Genomic DNA, 26,037 nt, shown 5'->3' on the forward strand with positions numbered 1-26,037 from the left:
GCATAGGTGACGTTTCCCTCCAAGGGGAACGAACGGAATTCCCGGGTGTCAACGGCGGCGTTTCTTTATCAGCCGTCACCTGCGCCCCTCTGCCAGGCCGGGTCTTTCACAAGATATGCGACCCATGCCGCGCTGAGCATACCGAGGAAAGAGACCGCAAGCATCAGCCCCAGCAATGCCATGGCCCCGGTGGTTTCGGTGACAACAACACCCGCAGCCCATGTCAGACCGGCACCGACCGCAACAGTCAGCGCGCCGGACAGGCCCGAGGCCGTCCCCGCCAGATCAGCGCGGACCGACATCACCCCCACATTGCTGCTTGGCATCGTGATGCCGTTCCCGACCCCGACAAAAATCGTCGCGCCGAACAGCGTCAGTTCATGCACAATTCCCGCCGCAAGCAGCACAAGCCCCGCAACCAGACCGGAACAGGCAATGATCCGGCCAGCCAGCATCATGACGGGCATCGCAACCCGCTGTGCCAGACGGGCGGCGCAGAAACTGCCCAGAAAGAACCCCGCAGTGATTGAGCCCATGTAAAGGCCAAGTCTGCCCGCAGACATGTCAAACAGAAGGCTTGCCACCAAGGGCACCCCGGCAATGAAGGCGAAAAACGCCCCGGTGGAAAACGCTATGCACCCGGAATGGCCCCAAAAGACCCTGGACCGCAGCAGGGTCGGATACGCTTTCATCTGATGCCCGAAGGTGTCCGACGGGCTCTTGTTGGTCTCTCCCAGATCGACCCATGTCAATGTCAGAAGCGCGACCCCGATCAGGGTGAAGGCCAGAAAACTGGCACGCCAGCCAAACAGATCATCCAGCACCCCGCCCACCATCGGGCCCAGCATCGGGGCCACGGCCATTGCCATGGCGATATAGCCCAGCATGCTGACCGCCTGCGCGGGCGGCATCATGTCGCGCACCACCACCCGCGCCAGCGCAGACCCGGCAATGATCGCCCCCTGCAACAACCGGAACGCCAGAAACACCCAGATATTCTGCGCCAGCAGACAGCCCAGAGAGGCCACTGAAAACAATGCCAAGGCGGCCAGCAGGACCGGCCTGCGCCCATAGCGGTCCGATAACGGCCCGATCAGCATCTGCAAAACCGCCGTCACCGCCAGATACCCCGCGACCGACAGGCTGACGAGCCTGTAGCCTGCCTCAAACGTCTCTGCGATATTCACCAGCGAGGGCAGGAACATGTTAAGCGACAGCGTCGCCACACCTGTCAGGCAGATCAGCGTCAGAACCCTGGGCGGCGTGCGTATCTTCGGGGGCATGGTGATATCCGTTTCGGCGTCAGGCATAAAAAAAGCCCCCGAGGCGATCGGGGGCGCATCACATCACAAGATGGGAACCGTTACCGGCCCAGGCGCTGTCGTCCGGGTACCACAGGATGGGTCAACATGATCGGTCCTCTCTCGGCAATCGCCGGAACGATAGGATTCGCCAGCGGGCCTGTCAATCAACCCACGCCCCGTTCGCGCAGGAAAGTTGCGCAGAAAAACGCCCTCAGGACAGTTTATTCGCGGATTTGCCTGTTGACGGGTCTTTCAGCCGCTCCTACTCTCCGCCCGCAATGTAAAGGAGCTCTCTGGAATGCACCGCATTCTCGTACTTGTAGGATTGATGCGCATGGGTCGGTGACGACAACCATATCGGTTCCCCATGCGCCCCCGTTAAGACCGGGGGCTTTTTTATGCGACACCGGCGTTTTTAACGCGATACTGGCAGCCTGCCCCGTCAGGCCCGCAAAAGGACATGAGAAGAAGATGACACGTCAGATGACCGGCGCAAAAATGGTGATTGAAGCTCTGAAAGATCAGGGCGTCGATACGGTATTCGGCTATCCCGGCGGTGCGGTCCTTCCGATTTATGACGAGGTGTTCCAGCAAAACGAGATCCGCCATATTCTGGTGCGCCATGAACAGGGCGCGGTGCATGCGGCCGAAGGCTATGCACGTTCCACCGGCAAACCCGGTGTGGTTCTGGTGACCTCGGGGCCCGGCGCCACCAATGCGGTCACCGGGCTGACCGATGCGCTGATGGATTCGATCCCGATCATCGTTCTGACCGGCCAGGTGCCCACCTTCATGATCGGCTCTGACGCGTTTCAGGAGGCTGATACGGTCGGCATCACCCGCCCCTGCACCAAGATGAACTGGCTGGTGAAGGAAACCGACCGGCTGGCCGGGACCATCCATGAGGCATTCCATATCGCCATGGCCGGGCGCCCCGGCCCGGTTCTGGTCGACATCCCCAAGGATGTGCAGTTCGCAACCGGCGAATACACCGAAAAACAGAATGTGAAGATCAGCCATTACCAGCCCCGCGTCAAAGGCGATACGGAAATGATAACCGATCTGGTCAAGGCGATGGAAACCGCCGAGCGCCCGGTTTTCTATACCGGCGGTGGGGTGATCAATTCCGGCCCCCAGGCCAGCGCGCTGCTGCGCCAGCTGGTCGAGGCCACGGGGTTTCCCATCACCTCGACCCTGATGGGTCTGGGCAGCTATCCGGCCTCGGGCAAGAGCTGGCTGGGGATGCTGGGCATGCACGGGCTTTACGAGGCCAATCTGGCGATGCATGGCTGCGATCTGATGATCAATATCGGCGCACGGTTCGATGACCGGATCACCGGGCGGATCGCCGATTTCAGCCCCGGCTCGCGCAAGGCGCATGTGGATATCGACCCGTCTTCGATCAACAAGGTGATCCATACGGATTTCCCGATCATCGGCGATGTGGCCCATGTGCTGGAAGACATGCTCCGCATCTGGAAGACGCGCGGAAGCAAAACCAAATCCGAGGCGCTGGCCAGATGGTGGGATCAGATCGACACCTGGCGCCAGACCCGCTGTCTGGATTTCAAAACCTCCGAGAAAACCATTAAACCGCAACATGCGCTGCAACGGCTGGAAGCCCTGACCAAGGACCATGACCGCTATATCTGCACCGAGGTCGGTCAGCATCAGATGTGGGCAGCGCAATACCTGAATTTCGAGGACCCGAACCGCTGGATGACCTCGGGCGGTCTGGGCACGATGGGCTACGGCTTCCCGTCCTCGGTCGGCGTGCAGGTCGCCCATCCCGATGCGCTGGTGATCAACGTGGCGGGGGAAGCCTCCTGGCTGATGAACATGCAGGAAATGGGCACCGCGGTGCAGTACCGCCTGCCGGTCAAACAGTTCATCCTGAACAATGAACGGCTTGGCATGGTTCGCCAGTGGCAGGAATTGCTGCATGGGGAACGGTATTCGGAAAGCTGGTCCGAGGCGCTGCCCGATTTCGTGAAACTGGCCGAGGCTTTCGGGGCCAAGGGCATCCTGTGTTCCGATCCCGCCGATCTGGATGACGCGATCATGGAGATGCTGGCCTATGACGGCCCGGTGATTTTTGACTGCCTGGTGGAGAAACACGAAAACTGCTTCCCGATGATCCCCTCGGGCAAGGCCCATAACGAGATGTTGCTGGGCGAGGCGGAAACCCAGGGCGTTATCGGCGCAGATGGCGGGGTGCTGGTATGAGCAACTCTCTTCCTACATTATTGGCAGGCGCACTGATCGCAGGATTGGCAGGGTCAACCTTCTATTTCTATACCGAAGCACAGGAACAAGAGACACACCCGCCAAGCTTCGGCCAGCTTTCAGCGGTCAATCGGGTTATCCTTGCCGAACAGGACTATACTGATCAGTGTGAAGTGTTTGATGATCAAGGCGTTGGCGAAGGTCTGGTTCTGTTCGACTGGTCCTTCCTCTTTGCATTCGGTGTCGATATTCCACCTGACTGGGAATGGAATGTAGTTCAATCCGAGGACGGGACGGCCCTTATCGACCTCCCGGCTCTCGAACAGCTAAGTCCGCATTATGTGGAATTTACCTCTACGCGCGAAATCGACCCGGCAAATGGAAACCGGTGGCAACGCATGATCCGTGTGGCAATCAGAAATGCGCATGAACGTATCGACCGTGCAGAACAAGTGATGTTGGAATCCAACGAAAACATCCACGAGACAGCGCAGGCTTCTGCGCGCGTATTTTTCCTGCCAATCCTGCAATCTCTGGAAACCGAAACCCCGATTACAGATGTTGTGGTGCGGTTTGCGGATGATACTCAGCCTTCCAACCTTGAATTCATCTCGGCAATACGCTGCGAATAATATCAGACCTCTTCCGCATAGGAACGCCCTCATGCCCCCGCTCAAAATCAAAAAAGGCTCCACCAGCCATTCCGCCTATGACCTCCGCAGCCATCTGTCGGATGTGATCGAAAGCCATACGCTTGCAATCCTGGTGGAAAACGAACCGGGCGTGCTGGCCCGCGTGATCGGGCTGTTCTCGGGCCGGGGCTATAATATCGACAGCCTGACCGTGGCCGAAGTCGACCATACCGGCCACCGCTCGCGCATCACCATCGTGACCAGCGGCACGCCGCAGGTGATCCAGCAGATCAAGGCCCAACTGGAACGGATGGTGCCGGTGCATGAGGTGTCGGACCTCTCCGCCGAAGGGGCGTTTGTCAGCCGCGAATTGTCGCTGATCAAGGTCATCAGCAAGGGCGAGGCCCGGGTCGAGGCGCTGCGCATCGCGGAGATTTTCCGCGCCAATGTGGTGGATTCCACTCTGGAAAGCTTCGTGTTCGAGATCACCGGCACACCTGACAAGATCGACGCGTTTTGCGAGTTGATGCGCCCGCTTGGCGATGTGCGCCTGGCCCGGACCGGCGTGGCGGCCATCGCCCGGGGCACATAACCCCGCCTGCCGCTTCTTCTTGTCAAAAATACGCCCCCCGGAGGGGCCGGTATTTCCAAAACCGCTGCCCTGCCCAAACGCGAAAAAATCGCCCGTCAAATCATGGCAGGGCATTGAGAGAGTAAGCTTGAGCGTATGCTGCTGTGCCGCCTGACCCAATGGCACCAGATTGGAGGCGCGGCAAACCCGGATCACGGAATTCTCCAGAATTCCACGTGGAAAACTGGAGTTTTCCACCCCGCGGCGGCTTATCCCCTAAAGTCACAAACGTAAAAACCGGCGCGGCTGAGGCATAAACAGCCGCACCGGTTTCCGCATGACATCCGCCCCGGTTGGATCGGGGATAAGCAAGGGACGGATGCACGCGATCCCCGCCTTAGCTGGCGGGAATGATGCCGGCCTCTTGCCCTGCGGTCAGTTCATCAGCATCCAGAGCACCGCTTTCATCGGCGTCCAGCGTCGCGAAATCGGTCTCGGTCATATCGGGCATGGCCATCAGAAGCTCGGTATATGAGACCAGCCCGTCGCCATCCGTATCCAGCGCCGAGCCCTGGCCCATCGCATAACTGGCGGCAACAAGCCCCATGACAAGCGCCACAGCGCCGAGCCAAAGAGCAACAGTGCGGCGGCCGGTGGCCTGTGTGGTTTGGGAAAAGGTCATCCGTAGTATCTCCTTTGAGAACAGTTGGTGTCCGGAACCCGCCACATGCGGGCCCCACACATACCAAGACCCGGACGGCCCCGGTTTCACCCCCTGTCCGACGGCATCGGAAAATCCGGCAGCAGGCCGCTGAAATCCGCGCCCTGCCCCCGGCAAGCCATTGCCGATCCAAATCCGCACCAGCCATCCTTTGCCGATGCCCCACGCATTTGGGCCAGCCCCCGCCGACAGATACGGGGCAAAGCCGCGCACCGGATTGCATGGGCGCGGGCCACACCATTCCGGCCTGCGGCTTTCGGTGCTGGAACGCGGCTCACCCCCATCAGACCTGAAAGCCGAGCCCGCCCGTTCATTTTGCGCTATTGATGCTTTTCCTGAGCCGTTTCAGGCATGATGAAGCGGTTCAATGGGATCTCTGCAATACCGGTGATCTCGACAAGCAGCCTTGGATCGTACAGTGACGAAACTTCCAAAGTGGTCGTCACCGGATATGGCGCTTCGAAAAAGCGTGTCCGCACCTCGCCACACCCCATGAAGGCCTGAATATCTGTGGTGAATTGTTGAAGCGATACGATGTCGCTCATCTGTCCGCCCACCGCGCCAAGGATGTCGGAGATATTTCGCAGAACTTGCGCCACTTGAGCCGCCATATCACCGTCGCCGATGATCTGACCGTCCGGCCCGAGCGAGACCTGTCCTTTGAGATAAACTGTTTTCCCGTCACCTGAGATGACAGACTGAGAAAAGGCCCCGAAAGGGCTCCAGACATGTGGTGGATCGAAGCTCTTTGCCATGTTGCGCCCCTGTTCAGCCCTGAGACGGCAGCTCGTCGATTGTTGCCAAGCTACCTTAAACGCCGGAAGCCGCTCAAACGATGGCACATCTGGGGAGATTTATTCGCCAAAGCGGGCCTTCGTACGGCGTGCAGCATGATGCCAAAAACCTTCCAAAACGCCAAATGTTTTGTCATGGGGTTTTGTAACGCCTAAGCCCTTGACCGCTCGCGCTCAGATTGCACGCGTGACAAAAACCACCGATACTGGTGAAAAACTCCGTTGATCTTAAGCTTGGCCTCAGAAAGTGAACAAACGTTCTACTATCAAGCCTTTTTGTCCCTGATAGGGCCCTGTCCGACGAACCAGCAGGACAGAATACTCGCAAAGTGGGCTGCGCTGGCGCATGGTCGAGTTTTTCACCAGTATCCACCCTTTATGCTTGGGTGCATTGAGTTACATAAACATCTTGGGCAACTATTTTGAACAAGTTAATATTGGGTCTTTCTTTTCTACTTGGTTTCGTTCTGCTGTCTTGCACAGACAGAACGGTTGAAAGCTCTTATTTAACAAATACAGACCCGAGCTGCCAAATTGAGGCATACGAAAGAATAGTAAACCAAAACTCTGCTTCTCTAGGCGTTGGTGTTCACAGAAATCTAATTCTGAGCACCCTGTCTCAGATGGCTACTGATGTTTGGCAAAATGAACTTCTTCCTGCCGAAGGTGAGTGTCGCACAAGACATTTGATTAACGCTCGCCCCGGAAGGCCAGTCTATGATATTTCCTTTCAATCAGAAGTCACTTTCTCTGTGACCAACTCCAGTGTGTGCATTAATCATACAGACCACGATGGGCCAGACAGATATGGCATCAGAGTCCCAGACGAAGAAATTGAATATCCTTGGCGATGGATAGACGAAGGGCGCTCAGTTTCAGGATTGCCTGACGGATTCTTCGCACGACGCGAGTTTTTGCCAGTATGCTTTGACCAAAATGGTGAAATAAGAGGGTATCAAAATGGGTGACGACACATACACAGTTGAGATTGGTGAGCACGGCATCCTTGGATGCCGGAGCGCATCTTTCTATCAGATTTTTAGATGATTCGGGAAACAGAATTGTTGAAATAAATGGTCTTGCCACTTCCCCTAATGGTTCGATCTCACCAGTAGGAGCCGCTATAACTGGGCACGATATTAACGGATATTTATGGGGGCCGAATGATCCAACATTTTTTAATTCCCCTAAAACTCGCTCTATCGATACCTTAGCAGAACGTCCCTTGAGCGGTCTCCAAGACGATTTGAGAGTCATCCAAGCGGTTGTCGAAGCCATCAATGCGGAAAACATTTCATATCAGGTCTTGAACACAAACAGCAACAGCGTTGCTATGACGACTCTTCGTGCCCTCGGTTACACAGTCGAGGATGTCCGAGCTATCACAGGTAGGTTGACACCCGGTATCAATATTGAATTGCTTACCGACGCAGAACTCGGAGCCATTCGAAACGATATTCTCGATAGCCGCGGTCTCGATTCTTCCCTCCGCCCAGTCCCCCGCCCTGAATACTGCTTCCTTGAGGATTCCACAGTTCAAATGTGGCCGCTTGATCCCTCAATCAAACCTCGCCCGGATGGCAGCTATGACGACTCTTCGTGCCCTCGGTTACACAGTCGAGGATGTCCGAGCTATCACAGGTAGGTTGACACCCGGTATCAATATTGAATTGCTTACCGACGCAGAACTCGGAGCCATTCGAAACGATATTCTCGATAGCCGCGGTCTCGATTCTTCCCTCCGCCCAGTCCCCCGCCCTGAATACTGCTTCCTTGAGGATTCCACAGTTCAAATGTGGCCGCTTGATCCCTCAATCAAACCTCGCCCGGATGGCAGCTATGACGAAGAGCTGGTGCTCTCCAAGGTCTGGTATAAGCGCCATGACCAAATGCAAGCCGGTGATCTCGTTGTGTCCTACGACAAGCAAGGACGTCTGCAACCCGGTCGGGTGTCACGCACCATGACCAACAGTTCCACGCATATTCTGGATTTCTGGGGCACAGGCACCACGCCCGGCCATGCGTATCACTGCGCCGATGGGCCGCTCAAAGGCGAGCACGCCCCGATCATGGATATCCTGCGCAGGGACGGCGCACTCATGCGCAGCGATGGCACAATGTTTCGCGCCGCCACCAACTGTGACGTTGGTTCCATGGGCGACATGATGATCCACGCCTCGGCAAGGAAGCAAACGCCGGATGGCTCATGGACAGAACCCAAGCAGGGCAAAGTCCGCTTCGGCACATGGATCATTCTGCCGGATGGGCGGCATATGTCCTTCATGGAAATGGCCGCAAACGAAGGCTGGCGGGTCTCTGACGATGGCTACATGGTTGCCATGATGAAAGGTGAGGATGGCGCGCTTCAGGAGCAGAAATTCCTCTTCCCCTATGCGCATGGTGAAGAGCTGCCCAAACCAGAGGATTACATTCTCGCCCGCTCGGCTGTGACGCTGGAAGATATCTACCTCGCAAACGAATGGGAACAGATCGGCACACGGATGCCCGCGCCGGACAGCTTGGCGGGCTTCAATCCCAACAGCACGATGAACCGGACAAAGCCCAAGCCGAACATCCCGCCTGCCTTCGCCAACCGCCCGGATGCGCCCACAGCCAAAAACCGGGCTCAACGGCCTGCACATGCGCCGGCCTCGCCTTCCGCGCCATCTATGAACCGCAAACAGCGCAAGGTCATGGAAGCCAAGCAACGCAAAGCGACCAAGATGCGGAAAAAAGCGGCGGGCTGACACATGAGCACGGATGATGATGACATACTGTCTCCGAAGGAACCTTCCGGCTTTTCGATAAACAGATGAGAGCAGGGTGGGCTCAAGAGCTGACCTTCCACTGCCCCCGTACATCCCACCCCTGCGTATCACGGCTTGTTCGCGACATACCCCATGTCGCGCCTGAAGAAGACGTGCGCGCCCGGCCCCGCCAGCCTGGTGTCACCGGATGACAGCGAAAGGCCCGTTCTTATGGCAGATGATATGCGCATAACCGGCTTGGAAGATGTTCAGGCCCCGATCGAGAGGGCCCATGGCCTGCCCAATGCCCATTACACCGATCCCGCAACCATTGCCGAGGAAAACCACGCGGTGCTTGCCTCGACCTGGGCCGGGCTTGCCACCGGGGCCGACATACCCGAAGCGGGCGACGCGGTGCCGATCCGCTTTCTGGGCCAGCCATTGTTGCTTTTGCGGGACGATGCCGGTCAGGTCCGGGTGTTTCAGAATATCTGCCGCCACCGGGGCATGATCCTGGTGGCCGAGCCGCGCAGGATCGAGGGCGCGATCCGCTGCCCCTATCATTCCTGGTGCTACGCCAAAACAGGCCGTCTGGTGGCCACCCCCCATGTGGGTGGTCCCGGGCAGAACAGCCATGACGGGATCGACCGGGCCACGCTTGGGCTGATCGAGGTCCGCAGCCATATCTGGCGCGATGTGGTGTTTGTGAACCTGTCCGGCGACGCCCCGGAATTTGCCGATATGCACGCAGATGTCATGGCCCGATGGACCGAATTCGAACAACCGCTCTATCATGGGGGCACGGGCAGCCGGTTCACTCTGGATGTGGCGACGAACTGGAAGCTGGCGGTCGAGAATTACTGTGAAAGCTATCATCTGCCCTGGGTGCATCCGGGCCTGAACAGCTATTCCCGGCTGGAAGATCACTACCATATCGAAGCGCCGGGCCAGTATTCCGGTCAGGGCAGCTATGTCTATCGCCAGCTGCGCGACGAGGCCGGCAGGACATTCCCCGATTTCGACGGGCTGTCAGAACATTGGGAGACCGGCGCGGAATATATCTCACTCTTTCCCAATGTGCTGTTCGGGGTGCATCGCGACCATGCCTATTCGATCATTCTGGAGCCGGTCAGTGCGATGCAGACCCGCGAACATGTGAATATCTACTACGCCGCACCCGATACCGACCCGGCCCTGCGCGACCGCAATGCCGCCCAATGGCGCGAGGTGTTCGAGGAAGACATCTTCGTTGTCGAGGGCATGCAGCAGGGCCGCGCCGCCCCGGGCTTCGATGGCGGGCGGTTCTCACCGGTGATGGACGGGCCGACACATCTGTTTCACGCCTGGGTTGCAGGCCGCGTGGCCGCCGGGCGGGAATGAATGCAGAGACGCTGGATGCCGCCCTTCTGGCGGCCCATGAGGCGGGGGATCGCGCGGCGCTGATCCGGTTATACATGGCAGCCTCGGAGGCGGCGGAAACCCCGCAGGCGCAGAGCTTTTATCTGACCCATGCCTATGTCTTCGCATTGGAGGCAGGCGCGCCAGAGGCGGCCGACCTGCGGCAAAGATTGCGGGATATGGGGGCGATCTGAAACGCTTGGCGACATACCTGAACCATCCAGCATCACAAAAGCCCCGGCAACGTAATCGCTTGGCAGGGCCTTTATGAGTCAGGTTTTCCGAGACCTGCTACAGGAATTTGACCTCAGATTTGGAAACATACCATACCACCCTTCGCCCGGCGGCACCGCCGGGCAGCGTCTGAGCCGCCCCCACGGGGCGGGCGCTGCCCTCTGCTGTATGTAAACAGGTTTCATGGAGTTCGTTTGGCAGTTTACGCCCGGACCCAAAACCCGGATCAGCCCGCGCCCAGAATGATCCGCACATAGTTCCGGGTTTCGCGGAAGGGCGGCACACCATTATGGCGGGTCACCGCCTCGGGCCCCGCATTATAGGCTGCAAGTGCCAGACGCCAGGACCCGAAGGTGCGGTATTGCTGGGCCAGATAGCGCGCGCCGCCATCAAGGTTCTGTGACGGATCGCGCGGGTTCACACCCAGCAGGCGCGCCGTGCCCGGCATCAATTGCGCCAGACCGATGGCGCCTGCATGACTGATGGCATTGGGGTTCCAGTTGCTTTCCTGGCTGACCAGCCGCAGGAACAGATCCTCGGGGATGCCATGGCGGCGGGCGGCGGTGCGGGCCATATCCAGATAGGGGCCGCGATAGCTGCCGGTCCAGCTTGGCACGATGCCCGAAGCCACCGCAGCGCCTTCGCTGTAATTGGGGGTCAGACGCACCGATGCGGCATATTGGGTCGAGGCGCGACTGTCCAAAAGCCGGGTGGCGGAATTGAACCGGTCCAGATTATCTGCAAGCCCCGGCGAGGCACACAGACAGGCCATTCCGGCCACCAGCGCCACGCGCTGCCGCAGACCTCCCGTTTCGCCCATCGCCATGCTGCCCCTTCGACACCCTTCTCTTAGGCATGCATCATACGGAAAATCACAGCCGTTTCCAGACCCGGTGACACATCGCCCGGGCAATTCACCTTCCATTCACCAATTTCGGATGGTCTAACTCTGGGTCAGACGCAGATTCGCGCGACGATATTTCTTGGAGGTGACATGGCCGGTTCCGTCAACAAGGTGATCCTGATTGGTAATCTGGGGGCAGACCCGGAGGTGCGCTCGTTTCAGAATGGTGGCAAGGTCTGCAACCTGCGCATTGCCACCTCGGAAACCTGGAAAGACCGCAATACCGGCGAACGGCGCGAGAAAACCGAATGGCATTCGGTGGCGATTTTCAGCGAAGGTCTGGTGCGCGTGGCCGAGCAATATCTGCGCAAGGGCTCCAAAGTCTATATCGAGGGCCAGTTGCAGACCCGCAAATGGCAGGATCAATCCGGCGCCGACCGCTATTCGACCGAAGTTGTGTTGCAGGGCTTTGGCAGCACCCTGACCATGCTGGACAGCCGCAATGAAGGCGGTGGCGGTGGCGGATATGGCGGCGGTGGTGGGGGTGGCTATGGCAATGATGACCGTGGCGGCGCGCCGGGTGGCGGCGGTGACCGTGGCGCGCCTGCGGGTGGCATGGGCGGCGGTGATATGGATGACGAGATCCCGTTCTGAGCCATGCGCATCAGCATCTGCACCTGAACATGGCCCCGACACCGGTAAACCCACGGTATACGGCAACCCATGCCCCCCGGTGATGGAGGCGCGGCGCTGGATTGACGGTATTGTGTTTCCCGATGACCGGCCACTGATCAATCTGAGCCAGGCCGCCCCTGTCGCGCCGCCGCCCGCCCCCCTGCGCGCCGCGATGGCCGAGGCCTTGCTCTCCCGGCCGGAAAGCCATCTTTACGGGCCGGTTCTGGGCCTGCCCGCCCTGCGCGCGGAACTGGCCAGCCAGTGGAGCGCAGGCTATGGCGGGCAGATCACCCCCGATCAGGTGGCCATCACCGCCGGGTGCAATCAGGCTTTCACCTCGGTTCTGTCCACCCTTGCGGGCGCCGGTGATGCGGTGATTCTGCCCACGCCCTGGTATTTCAACCACAAGATGTGGCTGGATATGGAGGGGGTCGAGGCCTCTCTGCTGACCACCGGCGATGATCTGATGCCCGACCCGGACGCGGCAGAGGCGCTGATCACCCGCCGGACCCGGGCGATCATTCTGGTCAGCCCGAACAATCCCGGCGGGGTGGAATACCCCGCAGAGCTGCTGCGCGGCTTTTACGATCTGGCCAGACGGCACGGGCTGGCGCTGATCCTCGATGAAACCTATCGTGATTTTCATTCCGCGACAGGCACCCCCCATGACCTGTTCCACGATCCCGATTGGGACCAGACGCTGATCCATCTCTATTCCTTCTCGAAAGCCTACCGGCTGACCGGGCACCGGGTGGGGGCCGTCATGGCCTCTCCCGCCCGGCTGGCTGAGACGGAGAAATTTCTCGATACCGTTGCGATCTGCCCGCCGCAGATCGGCCAGATCGGCGCGCTTTGGGGCATGCAAAATCTGGGCGACTGGCTGGCGGGCGAACGGCTGGAGATCCTGCGCCGCCGCGATGCGCTGATCACCGGGTTCCAGCGTCTGCCCGAATGGCAGCTTCTGGGCTGCGGGGCTTATTTCGCCTATGCCCGGCACCCGTTTGACCGGCCCTCGGATCAGGTGGCGCGCGCGCTGGTGCATCAGGCGGGGCTTCTGGTCCTGCCCGGCACGATGTTCGGCCCGACCCGCGATCAGGGTGGCCATGGCCAGGCCGAGGCCAGCCTGCGGATCGCCTTTGCCAATGCCGACAGCGCCGGGCTGGCCCGGGTGGTGGACCGGCTGAAAACCCTGCGGCTTTAACCCGCCTCTTGCCGCCGTGGGCCACAGCGCGTAGATCACCCCAAACGCCCATGGGAGGACCCAGCCACGATGGCCAGAACCGCCACCAAAAAAGCCTCGAATATCTTTGTCTGGATCATTCTGGGCCTGTTGATGATCGCGCTGACCGGGTTCGGGATCACCAGTTTCAGCGGTTCGGCCAGCCTTGTGGGCAGCGTCGGCGATGCCCGGATCACCGCCAATGATTATGCCCAGGCCCTGCAACGCGAAATGCGCACCCAGACCGCCCAGACCGGGCGGCCCGCCACGCTTGGCCAGATGACCGCGCAGGGCATCGACCGGGCGGTGCTGGACGGGCTGGTTGCCCGCGCGGCCCTGGCCCATGAAACCAACGCGATGGGGATCTCGATCGGCGATGAGGAACTGGCCCGTCAGGTGCAGGAAAACAGCGGGTTCATGGATGACAATGGCAATTTTGACCGGGCGGGATATGAATTTGCCCTGCGCGATGCAGGCCTGACCCCGGCGGATTTTGAACAGAATATGCGCGAGGATGTGGCGCGTTCAATATTGCAGGTTGCCATTGTCGGCGGGGTGGACGCGCCCGACCTGTTCGCAGATGTGCTGACCGCCTATCAGACCGAAACCCGCGATTTTTCCCTCCTGCGTGTAAGCGAGGCCGATTTGCCCACCGGGCTGGCCGCCCCGACCCAAAGCGATCTTGAAGCGGAATATGCCGCCAATGAAGACCTGTTCACCCGGCCGGAAACCCGGATGATCACCTATGCCTGGGTCCGCCCGGTGATGATCATGGATGACATGGAAATCGACGAAGAGGCCCTGCGCAGCCTCTATGCCGGGCGCAGCGCAGAATATAACCAGCCCGAGCGGCGGCTGCTGGAACGTCTGGTCTACCCCTCGCGGGAGGAGGCCGATGCGGCCCGCGCCGCCCTGGATGCGGGCGACAGCGATTATGATGCGCTGGTTGCGGCCCGCGGCCTGTCTCTGGACGATGTGGATATGGGTGAGGTGGCCCGCGATGATTTAAGCGACGCCGCCGCCGAGGCCGTGTTCAGCACCGAAGACACCGAGATTATCGGCCCGGTCGACAGCGTGTTCGGACCGGCGATTTTCCGGGTGAATGCGGTGCTGGACGCCAATCACATCCCCTTTGAAGAGGCCGAAGAGGATCTCAGCGCGGAACTGGCCGCCGAGGCCGCCCGCCGCACAATCAGCGACATCCGCAATGACGTGGATGACCTGCTGGCCGGGGGCGCGACGCTGGAAGAGCTGGCGGATGACACGATGCTGGACCTGGGGCAGATTGCCTGGGTGCCGGGCGCGGATGACGGGATCGCCGGGTATGATGCGTTCCGCGAGGCCGCCGCGCTGCTGCGCGATGGTGATTTCCCGGAACTGCTTGACCTGTCCGATGGCGGGGTCTTCGCGCTCCGCCTGGATGAGATCACCCCCCCCACCCTGCCGCCGCTGGAAGAAATCCGCGACGCGGTGGCCGAAAGCTGGCTGGCCGCGCATCGGCGCGATCAACTGGCCGCCCATGCCCAGGATCTGGTCAGCCGGATGGTGACCGGCACCGCGCTGGAGGATCTGGGCCCCCCGATCACGCAGGAGGTGCAGATCCGCCGGCAGGATTTCATCCCCGATCTGCCGCCGCCCCTGGTCGCGCAGATGTTCCAGCTGGATGCTGCCGGCGATACCGCGGTGATCCCCGGGGCGGATTTTGCGGTGATCGCACGGCTTGATGCCATCCATTCCGGCCAGCGCGGCACCCCGGCCACCGATGCGCTTGTGGCCCTGATCAAGGAACAGGCCACGCAATCCATCGCCCAGGATGTGTTCGAAAGCTTCGGCCAGGCACTTGAGGCCGATGTGGGCATTTCGCTGAACCCCTCGGTGATCAATGCCGTCCATGCGCAATTCCCCTGACCTTTGGCCCTGATCCCGTCATATGACGCCTTCGCCGAAGGCTGGGCCGCGGGCCGCAACCAACTGGTCTATGCAAGGCTGGCCGCCGATCTGGACACCCCGGTCTCGGTGATGATGAAACTGGCCGATGCGGGCCGCGACAGTTTCATTCTGGAAAGCGTGACCGGCGGCGAGGTCCGGGGGCGGTATTCGATCATCGGGCTGAAACCCGATCTGATCTGGGAATGCCGGGGCACGGACAGCCGGATCAACCGCGACGCCCGGTTTGACCGCGACAGGTTTGCGCCCTGCGATGCCCCGCCGCTGGAGGCGCTGCGCGGGTTGCTGGCCGAAAGCGCCATTGACATGCCCGATGACCTGCCTGCCGCCGCCGCCGGGCTGTTTGGCTATCTGGGCTATGACATGATCCGCCTGGTGGAACATCTGCCCGATGTGAACCCCGACCCGTTGGGTCTGCCCGATGCGGTGCTGATCCGGCCCTCGGTCATCGCCGTGCTGGACGGGGTCAAGGGAGAGGTGACCGTGGTGGCGCCGGCCTGGGTTGCGGGCGGCTTGTCGGCACGCGCGGCCTATGCACAGGCGGCTGAGCGGGTCGGCGATGCGCTGCGCGATCTGGAACGTGCACCCATGGGCGCCGCGCGGGAAATGGGCGCCACCCGCGCCGTGGCGGAACCGGTCTCGAATTTCACCAAAGCGGCGTATCTGGCTGCGGTTGAAACGGCCAAAGACTATATCCGCGCAGGCGACATCTTTCAGGTTGTCCCCTCGCAACGCTGGACACAGGCCTTCCCGGAGCCGCCCTTTGCCCTTTACCGGGCGCTGCGCCGCACCAACCCGTCGCCCTTCATGTTCTTCTTCAATTTCGGCCCGTTTCAGGTGGTCGGCGCCAGCCCCGAAATCCTCGTGCGCGTGTTCGACGGGCAGGTCACGATCCGGCCCATTGCAGGCACGCGGAAACGAGGTGCCACGCCGGATGAGGACAAGGCGTTGGAGGCCGATCTTCTGGCCGATGAAAAGGAACTGGCCGAACATCTGATGCTGCTGGATCTGGGGCGGAATGATACGGGCCGGGTGTCGAAAATCGGCACAGTGCGCCCCACGGAAGAATTCATCGTCGAGCGGTATTCCCATGTGATGCATATCGTCTCCAACGTGGTGGGTGAGCTCAGCGACGATCATGATGCGCTTTCGGCGCTTCTGGCCGGTCTGCCCGCGGGCACCGTCTCGGGCGCGCCCAAGGTCCGCGCGATGGAGATCATCGACGAGTTGGAACCGGAAAAACGCGGCGTCTATGGCGGCGGGGTCGGGTATTTCAGCGCCGGGGGTGACATGGATATGTGCATCGCGCTCCGCACCGCCGTGGTGAAGGATGAAACCCTCTATATTCAGGCGGGCGGCGGCGTGGTCTATGACAGCGACCCGGAGGCTGAGTTCGAGGAGACCGTGAACAAATCACGGGCGATCCGCAAAGCCGCCGAGGATGCGGGCCTGTTCAGCCCGCGCGGAAACAGCTGACCCGTATACCCCCCCATGCGGCAGAGAAGTGTGGTCAAAAATGTATGTCGTTAGCGGATTTTCGCAGAAAATCGCGCGACAGTTTTTTGTATGTTGTCCTTACCCTGCAACGCACATACCGGTGCTGCATGTGCAATCCGCACTTTCAGCAATAGTCAGTTTTTCAGCTGGTTTTCGCTATAATTTTTATTGGAGAAACATATGAAATTGACTTTTATTAAAGTAGCTGGCGGCTTGGTCTTGAGCATGCTTGCAACAACTGCGTTCGCTGACTGCACGCAGGAGGACATACAGGAAAAGACAGCGGCCCTGACCGCAAGCATGCAAGCCCTGGCAGCCACTGATCCAGCAAAAATGCAGGAGATTGCCACCAGAATGCAGGAGTCGATGACTGCTGCTGCAGCGACTGGTGATCAGGAAGCAGTTTGTACGTCACTGGACGAACTCATCGCTGAACTCGACGGATAAATATCACGTTGATATGCCCACACTGGATGTGGGCATATCAGTTTACTGTACGGGACCACTATAGCGTTTCGACTTTATGTTGAAACGCTATAGGTGTTCAGTCCCGGCATCTGATGGATTGGATCGGGGCCAATGACCCGCCCGCAGCTCCCCGGGCGCCGATCCAGCATCATGTGGCCCGGGCCACGGGCCTCAATATCGTTGAATGCGCCATCAGAACCGCCAGGCCCCCGCCCGTGTCAGCGGGTCAGAACGGCCGAGATCGGGGCTATGGCCACACTTTCCGACCTTGTGCCAAGCGCCCAGGAAAACAGCGCCGTCACCGTGTCGGAATAGGTGTGGCCAATCACGATCACACTGCCATCCTGCACGGCCGCAAAGGCGGCCCGATCCAGATAGCGGGTGATCACCGTGGCGCGTTCCCGTTCGCTGTCGATCTGGCGGAACAATGTCGCGGCAGGCACGCCGAGGCGCTCCGCGCTCTGCTCTGCCGCGTTCAGCCCGCGGGGATAGGCCACCAGCCCGTGACCTGATGCCTGCAACGCCGCCACCACCGCATCCAGAACCGGGCGGTCCCCCTGAATCCGGTTCTGCTCGGTATCAAGCAGGGCCACCGTTTCCGGCAGAATCTCAAACGCACCGGCCAGGGCCACCTCCACATCCGCAGGCACGGCCCCCTCGGGCAGCATATCGGCCAGAAGCAGCACTTCGAACCCTGCCGCGCGATAGGCGGCGGCATTCGCGGCGGCCTCGGGCCGGGTCGGATCAATGGCAAAGCTGACCGGAAAGGGAAAGCTTTGCAGCAGGCCGCGATCCAGCCCGAAGGCCGGATCGTCGATCAGGATCACCGCCATCAGGGGCCGGGTTTCGCCCGCATCAAACGGCGCGGCATACGCCTCAACCGCCGGACGGCTATCGGCTGCATCCCCTGTCTCCGGCGGGGCCGGGGCAATCTCTTCTGTCTCCCCTGCGCTCTCTTCCGTGCTGTCGCCGATCCGGGGCAAAGCCGGGCGGGTCACCGCAGGCGTTTCTGCCATCGCCATATCCGTTTCAGGCGCGGCCTCGGAAACCGGAACGGGTGCTGGCGCAGGTTCGGTGGTCGGATCCACGGGGCCGGTTTCGATCTGCGGCAGGCCCAGGGGGGTGGGTTGCAATTCAGGCGGAGGCGCCAGCGGGTCGGCATTGGTATCGGTCACCTCGGGGGTGCTGCTATCCGGGGTCGGGCTGACCACCTGGGGCAGATCAAGTGCTGCGCTGGCAGCGGGCTGCGGGGCCGGGCTTGTGTCGGTCCCCGGCGATGTGGTCAGCAGGTCAGGCGCCGGCGCCGGGCTGCTTGCCGGGGGCGTGGCCGACGGGGCCAGGTCGCTGGCGGGCAGCGCGGCGGGTTCTTCCGGTGGCGGACGGTTGAATTCCGACCCTGCGGGCAAAGGCACATTATCAGCCGGGCCAGTATTTTCGGGGCCCGTATTTTCGGAGCCCGTATTTTCAGGGCCGGTATCTTCGGGGCCGCTGTCATCGACCGAGGCTGCACCCTGCGGCGTCTCCGGCGGCGTCTCCACCTCTGGCGAGGGCACGGGATCAGGCGCTATCGGCGTTTCGACCGGGGTTTCTGTCTGCTGCACAACGGGGCTGGCTGCATCGGGTGCAGGCGCAACAGCAGAGGTTTCATCAGAGACCTGCCGCACGGCCTCCACGCCCGCCTCTGCGCGCTGTGGCAGGGGCGCGTTCAGGGACACGACCACCAGAAGCATCGTCGAAAACAACGCGCCCCAGAACATCCCGACAATCAGACCTCTGCCCATAACGCTCCTCATTCCGCTCATTCTGCGCCCCGCGTCGGTTGTGCCCGGTCCCTTGACCCTGCCGCGCGGCTGTTGAACATGTATAACGCGGGCGCGCGTCGCCTTCGACCCCTTTCGGAAAGGCCCGGGCCCCATGCTGCTGCTGATCGATAATTACGACAGTTTCACCTATAATCTGGTGCATTATCTGGGGGAACTGGGGGCCGAGGTGCAGGTGCTGCGCAATGACGCCCTGACAGCGCAGGAGGCCATGGCCCTGAGCCCGCAGGCGATTATGCTCAGCCCCGGGCCCTGCGACCCGGATCGCGCGGGCATTTGCCTTGATCTGACCCGGGCGGCGGCGGAAACCCGCACACCGCTTCTGGGGGTCTGCCTGGGGCATCAGACCATTGGCCAGGCCTTTGGCGGCAGGGTCGTGCAGCACAGCCAGATCGTCCATGGCAAGCTGGGGGAAATCCGGCATCAGGGCACAGGCGTGTTTGCAGGCTTGCCCTCGCCGCTTCTGGGCACGCGCTATCATTCGCTGGTTGTGGCCCGGGACGGATTGCCCGATACGCTTGAGGTCACCGCAGAACTGGAGGATGGCACGATCATGGGGCTGCGCCATCGCGACCTGCCGATCGAGGGGGTGCAGTTTCACCCTGAAAGCATCCGCTCGGAACACGGGCACCGGATGTTGCAGCATTTCCTCGACACAGCCCGGATCGGAGAAGCCGCATGAGCGACGCGATGAAACCCCTGATCTATGGCGCCTCCGAAGGGCCGCTGAGCCGGGCGCAGGCGGAAGAGGCGTTTGAATACCTGTTCGAGGGGCCGCAACCCCGGCCCAGATCGGCGGGTTGCTGATGGCGATCCGCGCCCGTGGCGAATCGGTGGCCGAATACGCCGCCGCCGCCGCGGTGATGCGCGCCAAATGCGTTGCCGTGGCCGCACCCGAAGGGGCGATGGATATCGTCGGCACCGGCGGCGACGGTATGGGCACCCTGAACATCTCCACCGCCACCGCCTTTGTGGTCGCGGGCGCGGGCGTGCCGGTGGCCAAACACGGGAACCGCAATCTCAGCTCGAAATCCGGTGCCGCCGATGCGCTTGGCGCCCTGGGGATCAATGTGATGGTCGGCCCCGATATTGTGGAACGCGGCCTGGCCGAAGCCGGGATCGGCTTCATGATGGCGCCCATGCATCATCCGGCGATGAAACATGTGATGCCGGTCCGCCAGGATCTGGGCTGCAAGACGATCTTCAATATCCTCGGCCCCCTGACCAACCCTGCAGGCGTAAAACGGCAACTGACCGGGGCCTTTGCCATCGACCTGATCTATCCCATGGCCGAAACCCTGCAGGAGCTTGGGGCCGAAAAGGCCTGGCTGGTCCATGGTGCGGATGGCACCGACGAGGTGTCGATCTCGGGCCCGACCTCGGTTGCGGTGCTGGAGGATGGCCGGATCAGGGGCCGTGAGGTTCACCCCGAAGAGGCCGGTCTGCCGGTGCACCCCCTGCGGGATATTCTGGGCGGCACGCCGGAAGAAAACGGCCAGGCCCTGCGCGCGCTGCTCGAGGGGGTCGAAAGCGCCTATCGCGATGCGGTTCTGTTAAACGCGGCGGCAGCGCTGATTGTCGCGGATCAGGTCACCACCCTGCCCGAGGGTGTGGAACTGGCCCGCAACAGCATAGATAGCGGCAAGGCCAGACATGCGGTAAAGACGCTTGCCCGCATCACCTCGGAGGCCGCATGACCACGCCCACCATTCTGGAAAAGATAAAGGCCTACAAGCTGGAGGAGGTGGCGACCCGCAAGGCCGCCCGCCCGCTGGACATGGTCGAAGCCGATGCCCGCGCGGCCCCCCCATCCGCCCCTTTGCCGAGGCGTTGAGTGCGGCCGCCCGCGAAGGCTATGGGCTGATCGCCGAAATCAAGAAGGCAAGCCCGTCGAAAGGCCTGATCCGGGCCGAGTTTGACCCACCCGCCCTGGCCGCGGCCTATGCCGCCGGGGGCGCGACCTGTCTGAGTGTTCTGACCGACGGGCCAAGCTTTCAGGGCGATGATGCCTTTCTGACCGCCGCGCGGGACGCCTGCGACTTGCCGGTTCTGCGCAAGGATTTTCTCTATGATCCCTATCAGGTGGCCGAAAGCCGGGCGCTTGGGGCGGATTGCATTCTGCTGATCATGGCCAGTCTGGAGGATGGTCAGGCTGCCGAGCTTGAAGCGACGGCCAAAGACTGGGGCATGGAGGCGCTGATCGAGGTGCATGACGCGGTCGAACTGGAACGTGCAAGCCGTCTCTCCTCCCGCCTTGTGGGCATAAACAACCGTGATCTCAATACATTCGAGACCTCCCTTGATGTGACCCGAAAGCTGGTGCGGATGATCCCCGATGACCGGCTGGTGGTGGCGGAAAGCGGGCTGTCGACCCCCGATGATCTGGCCGATATGGCGCAATATGGCGCGCGCTGCTTTCTGATCGGCGAAAGCCTGATGCGGCAGCAGGATGTGGCCAGCGCCACGCGCAGTCTGCTGGCCAACCCGCTGACGGCGCAACTCTGATGCCAAGGCTGACCCATTTCGACAAGGCCGGGCAGGCCCATATGGTCGATGTCTCGGACAAACCGGTGACAGCGCGGATCGCCATGGCCGAAGCCTGGGTGAAGATGTTGCCCGAAACCCTTGATCTGGTGGAAGAAGGGTCTGCCAAGAAGGGGGATGTTCTGGGCGTGGCCCGGCTGGCCGGGATCATGGGGGCGAAGCGCACCGCCGATCTGATCCCGCTTTGCCATCCCCTGCCCGTCACCAAAGTGTCGATGGCGCTGGACCCCGACCGCGCCCTGCCCGGTGTGCGGATCACCGCGACCGTCAGGACCAATGGCCAGACCGGGGTGGAGATGGAGGCGCTGACCGCTGCCTCAACTGCCGCGCTGACGGTCTATGACATGCTGAAAGCAGCGGATCGCGGCATGGAAATCGGCGGGTTGCGGGTGCTGCTGAAAGATGGTGGCAAATCCGGGCGGTTCGAGGCGGAGACGTGATTTCGGTTGCTGAGGCCCTGGCCCATTGTCTGGCCCTGACCCGGGTGCTGGAGACGGAAACCGTGCCGCTGGCCGAGGCTTCAGGCCGGGTTCTGGCCCGCGCGGTTCTGGCAAAACGCGACCAGCCGCCTTTTGCCGCCTCGGCCATGGATGGCTATGCGGTTCAGGGTGCAGGCGTGGCACCGGGTGCCCGTTTCACAATTATCGGAGAGGCCCCCGCAGGCCATATGTGGCAGGGGCAGATCGGCCCCGGGCAGGCGGTGCGGATTTTCACCGGCGCGCCGGTGCCCGAAGGGGCGGACCGGATCATCATTCAGGAAGATGTCACCCGTGAAGGGGATCAGATCACCCTGGGCGACCGGCTGGACGAGGGCCTGCATATCCGACCGGCGGGCGGGGATTTCCGCGCAGGCCACCGGATCGAGGCACCGCGCAGGCTGTCACCGGCGGATATCGCGCTGGCCGCCTCGATGAACCATCCGATCCTGCCGGTGACCCGCCGCCCCAATGTGGCGCTGATCGCCACGGGCGACGAGCTGGTGCAACCCGGAGAGATCCCGGCCCCGGACCAGATCATCGCCTCGAACACCTATGGGCTGAAAGCGATGATCGAGGCTGAAGGCGGGCATGCAAGGCTGTTGCCGATCGCCCGGGACACGCCCGAAAACCTGGAACAGGTTCTGGGGCTGGCCGCCGGCGCAGATATGATTGTGACCATTGGCGGTGCCTCGGTCGGGGATCATGATCTTGTCGGTCAGGTGGCCGACACAATGGGGCTGGAGCGTGCCTTCTACAAGATCGCCATGCGCCCGGGCAAACCGCTCATGGCCGGGCGACTGGCCGGGTCCACGTTGGTTGGACTTCCCGGAAACCCTGTTTCCTCAATGGTTTGCGGGCATATCTTCATTATCCCCATGTTGCGGGCCTTTCTGGGCCTGCCCAGTGGGGAACGCCGCCGCACCCGGGCGCGGCTGGCCGTCGATCTGCCCGCCAATGGCCCGAGGGAACATTACATGCGGGCACAGGTGACGCCCGGGGCGGATCTGGCAGAGGTGACGCCGTTCACCTCTCAGGACAGTGCGCTGCTGACCCGGTTATCGGATGCGGATGCGCTGCTGGTCCGCCCGCCGGATCAGGGCGCGCTGACCGCCGGTGCCGTGGTTGAAGTGGTGCCTCTCTGACCGGCGCCCGGTTCATGACCCCGAAATACCAAGGTCATTGCCATAAATATTTTTCTTTGCTGACCTGCTGACAACCCCCTATTGAAGTTCACGTTTTATATGAGACAGCGGTTTTCCATGCAGCGAAAACGCAAACCTCTTTATGGATTTGGACTGAAATTCTGGAACATTCCACATCATCCTTGCGCCCGGCGGCACCGCCGGGCAGCGCCCGTACCGCCCCCACGGGGCGGGCGCTTCTCGCCCTCCCCTCGGTTCGGGCGATGCCCTTCGCGCACTGCATATGTGGTGCAGAATTTTGGCTTGGCGCTTTAGCCGTGCATAGGACACCACGGTGAAAAGGATCGACAGGCGATGAAAACACATGCACAGGCCGTGGTGATCGGCGGCGGGCTCGTCGGCTGTTCCATCCTCTACCATCTGGCGAAACTGGGCTGGCGCGATGTGGTTCTGCTGGAACGTGACGAGCTGACATCCGGCTCAACCTGGCATGCGGCGGCGGGCATCCACGGCTTGCATGACAACACCAATATCAGCCGGATTCAGCATTACACGATGGGCTTGTATAAAGAGCTGGAGGCCGAAACCGGTCAGGGCTGCGGCGTCTTTCAGCCCGGATCGCTTTATCTGGCCCAGACCGAAAACCGGGAATACCAGTTGCGCCTGCAAGAGGCGAAGGCGCGCTATTACGGGATGAATTTTCACGAGGTCAGCCGGGATGAGGCCGAACGCCTGCACCCGCTGGCCGATTTCGACGGTATCCGCTGCATCATGTATGAACCCGATGGCGGCAATGTGGACCCGTCCGGCGTGACCATGGCCTATGCGGCAGGCGCGCGGGCCCTGGGGGCGGAAATTCATCGCTTCACCCCGGTCACGGCCACCCTGCCCCAACCCGACGGGCGCTGGATCGTGGAAACCCCGAATGGCAGCATCCACACCGATTGGGTGGTGAACGCCGCCGGGCTCTGGGGCCGGGAGGTCGCCGCGATGGCCGGGCTGGACTTGCCGCTTCTGCCGACAGAACATCAGTATTTCGTCACCGAAACGATTGCGGAAGTGGCCGCGCAAGGCCGCCGCCTGCCCTCGATCGCCGACCGGGACGGCGAATATTACATGCGCCAGGAAGGTCAGGGCCTGCTGATCGGCGCCTATGAGAAAGACATGCGGTTCTGGGCCGAGGACGGCACGCCACAGGGTTTCGGGCATGAGCTGTTCGCCGATGATCTGGACCGGATCATGGAAAATGTCATACGCGCCATGGACAGGGTGCCGGTGGCCGCCTCGGCCGGGATCAAACGGGTGATCAACGGGCCGATGATCTGGTCACCGGACAGTTCCGCCCTGTTCGGCCCGGTGCCGGAACTGCGCAATTATTTCTGCTGCAACGGGATCATTCCGGGGTTTTCCCAATCCGGGGGGCTGGGCCTTCTGGCCGCGGAATGGATGATACAAGGCGAGCCGAAACTGGATATGTTCGGCTGGGATCTGGCCCGCTACGGGGCCTGGGCCGGTAAAGCCTTCACCAAGGCCCGGGTGGAAGACCAATATGCCAACCGCTTTTCGATCCATTTCCCCAATGAGGAACGCAGCGCCGGGCGCCCGGCCCGGGTGCGGCCCGCCTATGGGATGCAGAAAGACATGGGCGCGGTTTTTGGTCTGAATTGCGGGTGGGAACATCCGCTGTGGTTCGCGGACCGGCCCGGGGTTCAGGAAAGCGTCGGGTTCAAACGGCAAAACTGGTTTGACCCGGTAAACGATGAGGCCCTGATGCTGCGGAACGCCGTCGGCATCCTCGATATCTCGAATTTCGCGACTTACGAGATCAGGGGGCCGGGCGCGCAAACCTGGCTGGAGGCGCTTCTGGCCAATCGCATGCCCTCGGAAACCGGGCGCGCCTGTCTGGCCCCGCTGATCGGGGTGCGTGGCGGGGTGGCGGGTGATTTCACCGTGACCAAACTGGCCGGGGATCATTACATGATGATCGGCTCTGGCATGGCCGAACGCTATCACCAGCGGTTTTTCAACATGGTGCCCCTGCCCGAAGGCACCACATTCACCAACCGCACCGATGCGCTGTGCGGGATGAATGTCGCCGGGCCGAAATCGCGGGAACTGTTGCAGCGGCTCAGCAATGAGGATCTGTCAAACACCGCCTTCCGCTTCATGCGCGCGCGGCAGATGGTGGTGGCAGGTGTGCCGGTGATCGCGCTGCGGGTCTCGTTCACCGGCGATCTGGGCTGGGAATTGCATTGCGAGGCCGATCAGCAGGTGGCGCTTTACACGGCGCTGGTTGAGGCCGCGCGGGATCTGGGCGGCGGGCCGGTGGGCGGCCGGGCGCTTGGCGTGTTGCGGATCGAAAAGAGCTATGGCTCCTGGGGGCGGGAATACAGCCCGGAATACTGGCCGCAGGAGGTGGGGCTGGAGCGGCTGATCAAGCTGGACAAGGATTTCCTGCATAAAGAGGCCTATCAGGCCATCGCAGGCAACACCCCGCGCGAGAGGCTTTCGATATTCGAACTGGACGCGGTGCATGGCGCCGATGCCAGCGGCGGAGAGCCGATCTTTCTGCCCGATGGCACCGCAGTCGGCCGGGTCACCTCCGGCGCCTATTCCGCCTATACCGGCAAATCCCTGGCCCTTGGATTTGTCAAAACCGGCACTGCCAGCCCCGGGGGTGCCGTGGAGATACATGTTCTGGGCCAGCCCCATAGCGCCCGGGTTCTAAGCGCCCCGCCATTTGACCCGGAGGGGGTAAGATTGCGGGGGTAAACA

The 26,037-nt window shown here is 61.6% G+C and carries 20 protein-coding genes and 3 pseudogenes; 17 read left to right on the plus strand and 6 right to left on the minus strand.

Going from position 1 to position 26,037, the window contains the following annotated elements; translation table 11 throughout:
• Positions 1-68: 68 nt before the first annotated feature.
• Positions 69-1,310 (minus strand): multidrug effflux MFS transporter, encoded by a 1,242-nt coding sequence (locus E2K80_RS08190; protein ID WP_238475692.1) that lies wholly within the window; start codon positions 1,308-1,310, stop codon positions 69-71.
• A gap of 465 nt (positions 1,311-1,775) precedes the next feature.
• Between E2K80_RS08190 and E2K80_RS08195 the strand changes: the two genes are divergently transcribed.
• From E2K80_RS08195 to ilvN, 3 genes are read left to right on the plus strand one after another with little or no spacing between them, the layout of a single operon-like run.
• Positions 1,776-3,530, plus strand: coding sequence for an acetolactate synthase 3 large subunit (locus tag E2K80_RS08195; RefSeq protein ID WP_135374412.1), 1,755 nt, complete (start codon positions 1,776-1,778; stop codon positions 3,528-3,530).
• Positions 3,527-4,162: a hypothetical protein gene (locus tag E2K80_RS08200; RefSeq protein ID WP_135374414.1), complete on the plus strand. Its 636-nt coding sequence runs from the start codon at positions 3,527-3,529 to the stop codon at positions 4,160-4,162. The genes E2K80_RS08195 and E2K80_RS08200 overlap by 4 nt, the downstream gene beginning before the upstream one ends.
• A gap of 31 nt (positions 4,163-4,193) precedes the next feature.
• Complete coding sequence (gene ilvN, locus E2K80_RS08205; RefSeq protein ID WP_135374416.1) at positions 4,194-4,754, plus strand: acetolactate synthase small subunit; 561 nt, start codon at positions 4,194-4,196, stop codon at positions 4,752-4,754.
• Between the two features lie 376 nt (positions 4,755-5,130).
• On the opposite strand, the gene E2K80_RS08210 is transcribed toward ilvN, so the two are convergent.
• The 3 genes from E2K80_RS08210 to E2K80_RS08220 all read right to left on the minus strand — a co-directional run bounded on the left by E2K80_RS08210 (position 5,131) and on the right by E2K80_RS08220 (position 7,526).
• Positions 5,131-5,415, minus strand: a complete 285-nt coding sequence (locus E2K80_RS08210; RefSeq protein WP_135376526.1) for a hypothetical protein — start codon at positions 5,413-5,415, stop codon at positions 5,131-5,133.
• Positions 5,416-5,774: 359 nt separating this feature from the next.
• Positions 5,775-6,209 carry a RidA family protein gene (locus E2K80_RS08215; RefSeq protein ID WP_135374418.1) on the minus strand — a complete coding sequence of 145 codons (435 nt, stop codon included), beginning with the start codon at positions 6,207-6,209 and terminating at the stop codon, positions 5,775-5,777.
• An 852-nt stretch (positions 6,210-7,061) separates the two neighbouring features.
• A complete protein-coding gene (locus E2K80_RS08220) occupies positions 7,062-7,526 on the minus strand; it encodes a hypothetical protein (RefSeq protein WP_135374420.1) in 465 nt (154 codons plus the stop codon).
• A 308-nt stretch (positions 7,527-7,834) separates the two neighbouring features.
• On the opposite strand from E2K80_RS08220, the gene E2K80_RS08225 reads away from it, so the two are divergent.
• The 3 genes from E2K80_RS08225 (at position 7,835) to E2K80_RS08235 (ending at position 10,587) form a co-directional block, all read left to right on the plus strand.
• Positions 7,835-8,995 (plus strand): hypothetical protein, encoded by a 1,161-nt coding sequence (locus E2K80_RS08225; RefSeq protein WP_135374422.1) that lies wholly within the window; start codon positions 7,835-7,837, stop codon positions 8,993-8,995.
• Between the two features lie 243 nt (positions 8,996-9,238).
• On the plus strand, positions 9,239-10,375 hold the full coding sequence (locus E2K80_RS08230; RefSeq protein WP_135374424.1) for an aromatic ring-hydroxylating oxygenase subunit alpha: 1,137 nt from the start codon (positions 9,239-9,241) through the stop codon (positions 10,373-10,375).
• Positions 10,372-10,587 (plus strand): hypothetical protein, encoded by a 216-nt coding sequence (locus E2K80_RS08235; protein WP_135374426.1) that lies wholly within the window; start codon positions 10,372-10,374, stop codon positions 10,585-10,587. Before E2K80_RS08230 ends, E2K80_RS08235 begins: the two co-directional genes overlap by 4 nt.
• A gap of 266 nt (positions 10,588-10,853) precedes the next feature.
• On the opposite strand, the gene E2K80_RS08240 is transcribed toward E2K80_RS08235, so the two are convergent.
• A complete protein-coding gene (locus tag E2K80_RS08240) occupies positions 10,854-11,447 on the minus strand; it encodes a lytic transglycosylase domain-containing protein (protein ID WP_135374428.1) in 594 nt (197 codons plus the stop codon).
• 174 nt (positions 11,448-11,621) lie between these two features.
• Here E2K80_RS08240 and E2K80_RS08245 point away from each other — a divergent pair, with 174 nt between their 5' ends.
• The 5 genes and pseudogenes from E2K80_RS08245 (at position 11,622) to E2K80_RS08265 (ending at position 17,256) form a co-directional block, all read left to right on the plus strand.
• Positions 11,622-12,125 carry a single-stranded DNA-binding protein gene (locus E2K80_RS08245; protein WP_135374430.1) on the plus strand — a complete coding sequence of 168 codons (504 nt, stop codon included), beginning with the start codon at positions 11,622-11,624 and terminating at the stop codon, positions 12,123-12,125.
• Positions 12,126-12,154: 29 nt separating this feature from the next.
• A pseudogene (locus E2K80_RS08250) lies at positions 12,155-13,347 on the plus strand (aminotransferase).
• Between the two features lie 69 nt (positions 13,348-13,416).
• Positions 13,417-15,273 (plus strand): peptidylprolyl isomerase, encoded by a 1,857-nt coding sequence (locus E2K80_RS08255; protein WP_135374432.1) that lies wholly within the window; start codon positions 13,417-13,419, stop codon positions 15,271-15,273.
• Between the two features lie 3 nt (positions 15,274-15,276).
• Positions 15,277-16,788 carry an anthranilate synthase component I gene (gene trpE, locus E2K80_RS08260; RefSeq protein WP_135374434.1) on the plus strand — a complete coding sequence of 504 codons (1,512 nt, stop codon included), beginning with the start codon at positions 15,277-15,279 and terminating at the stop codon, positions 16,786-16,788.
• A gap of 201 nt (positions 16,789-16,989) precedes the next feature.
• Complete coding sequence (locus tag E2K80_RS08265; RefSeq protein ID WP_135374436.1) at positions 16,990-17,256, plus strand: hypothetical protein; 267 nt, start codon at positions 16,990-16,992, stop codon at positions 17,254-17,256.
• Positions 17,257-17,495: 239 nt separating this feature from the next.
• Here E2K80_RS08265 and E2K80_RS08270 read toward each other — a convergent pair whose 3' ends face one another.
• Entirely contained in the window at positions 17,496-19,058 is a 1,563-nt protein-coding gene (locus E2K80_RS08270) for a divergent polysaccharide deacetylase family protein (protein WP_168193135.1), read from the minus strand.
• 133 nt (positions 19,059-19,191) lie between these two features.
• Between E2K80_RS08270 and E2K80_RS08275 the strand changes: the two genes are divergently transcribed.
• The 6 genes and pseudogenes from E2K80_RS08275 to E2K80_RS08300 all read left to right on the plus strand — a co-directional run bounded on the left by E2K80_RS08275 (position 19,192) and on the right by E2K80_RS08300 (position 26,034).
• On the plus strand, positions 19,192-19,779 hold the full coding sequence (locus tag E2K80_RS08275; RefSeq protein WP_135374440.1) for an anthranilate synthase component II: 588 nt from the start codon (positions 19,192-19,194) through the stop codon (positions 19,777-19,779).
• Positions 19,776-20,794, plus strand: a pseudogene (gene trpD, locus E2K80_RS08280) (anthranilate phosphoribosyltransferase). Before E2K80_RS08275 ends, trpD begins: the two are co-directional and overlap by 4 nt.
• Positions 20,791-21,602, plus strand: a pseudogene (trpC, locus tag E2K80_RS08285) (indole-3-glycerol phosphate synthase TrpC). Before trpD ends, trpC begins: the two co-directional pseudogenes overlap by 4 nt.
• A complete protein-coding gene (gene moaC, locus E2K80_RS08290; RefSeq protein ID WP_135374442.1) occupies positions 21,602-22,081 on the plus strand; it encodes a cyclic pyranopterin monophosphate synthase MoaC in 480 nt (159 codons plus the stop codon). Before trpC ends, moaC begins: the two are co-directional and overlap by 1 nt.
• Positions 22,078-23,262 carry a molybdopterin molybdotransferase MoeA gene (locus tag E2K80_RS08295; RefSeq protein ID WP_135374444.1) on the plus strand — a complete coding sequence of 395 codons (1,185 nt, stop codon included), beginning with the start codon at positions 22,078-22,080 and terminating at the stop codon, positions 23,260-23,262. The genes moaC and E2K80_RS08295 overlap by 4 nt, the downstream gene beginning before the upstream one ends.
• A gap of 354 nt (positions 23,263-23,616) precedes the next feature.
• Entirely contained in the window at positions 23,617-26,034 is a 2,418-nt protein-coding gene (locus E2K80_RS08300; RefSeq protein WP_135374446.1) for a GcvT family protein, read from the plus strand.
• Positions 26,035-26,037: the final 3 nt, after the last annotated feature.

The organism is Rhodophyticola sp. CCM32, assembly GCF_004751985.1.
GTDB lineage: Bacteria > Pseudomonadota > Alphaproteobacteria > Rhodobacterales > Rhodobacteraceae > Rhodophyticola.